This window comes from Nocardia sp. CNY236, from assembly GCF_000482385.1.
Classification (GTDB): domain Bacteria; phylum Actinomycetota; class Actinomycetes; order Mycobacteriales; family Mycobacteriaceae; genus Nocardia.
In genome coordinates this window covers 1-1038 of the sequence record NZ_AXVD01000081.1, presented here as the reverse complement: position 1 = coordinate 1038, position 1038 = coordinate 1, and the positions used below count along the sequence as shown (strand labels likewise).

At 65.6% G+C, this 1038-nt stretch carries 1 protein-coding gene; it reads right to left on the bottom strand.

Annotated features, from left to right (window positions below; genetic code table 11):
• Positions 1 to 201 precede the first annotated feature (201 nt).
• Positions 202 to 1038: hypothetical protein (locus tag K940_RS33290; RefSeq protein ID WP_028479139.1), on the bottom strand; the 837-nt coding region annotated here is incomplete at its 5' end.

Sequence of the window (1038 nt, the reverse complement as noted above, 5' to 3'; positions counted from 1 at the left end):
ATTCCGGTGCGGCGCCGGCGAGGTATTGCGCGGTCAGTGTGCCGACGAAGCCGGTCGCACCGAATAGGACCAGGTCGAACTCCCGAGCGCCGAACTCACTGCCTGCCATGATCATCTCCCGTCTGCTGTAGGTGTAATCGGCGGGTGGCTGCTCTGCCGAGGCATATTGGCTGCTGTGCCGAGGCGCGGTAGGTCGTGTGTTCAGGTGCGATCGACGGTGATGGTCATCCCGGCCGCGCGGAGCCGCTCGGTGAGTGCATCGCCCATCGCAGCGGCGGGAGTCAGGATTCCGGCGAGGTCGGGTTGCTCGTTGCCGTCGAAGGCCAGGCACAGGCCGCTTTCGCCCAGCATCATCGAGGTGCACCGATACCCGGGGTCACCGGTGCCGGAGAAGGTTGCCACGTACTTCGCACCCGAGGTGGTCCGGGCGTAGGTCTTCGTGACGAACCAGCCTTTGGCTCGGGACTTCTCGCTGGGGCCGGTACCCGGCCTGGGCAGAATCAGATCCAGCGTCTTGCGACCGCCCGACGACCGTGACAGCAGTATGCCCACGGTCGTGAGCGCGTCGATACCGGCAGTCGTGCCTGCCGCGATCAGCGGCGCCACCGGCGACGTGCCCGCGCTCATTACTTCGCGATAGCGGAAGTTCTTGCCATACGGCCAGCCCAGCAGTCCATTGGTGCGGCGCACCAGCTTCGTGTCGTGGTTGGCGTAGATATACGTGCCCACCCAGCCCTCCAGATCGGGCTCGATCACACGCGCGGGAAACAGCGCACGGTCGGGTTGGTGGCCGAGGTCGGGTTCTTTCGACGGGTCCGGGCTGAGCGAATACGGGTGCGTCATCACCGATGCCTTGGCGGGATCGGCCGCGATTGCCTCCATCGTGGCGCGGTCGGAGTCGATTGTGGCTCCGCTGGGAAGACCTCGCAACGAGGCGATTGACGTGGTGTCGGTGAGTTCGCCGGTGTTGTCGTCGATCGTGCGGCGATAGAGCCGATACACGCTCAGATCCGGCGGGATGGAGTCGTAGCCGCAGGA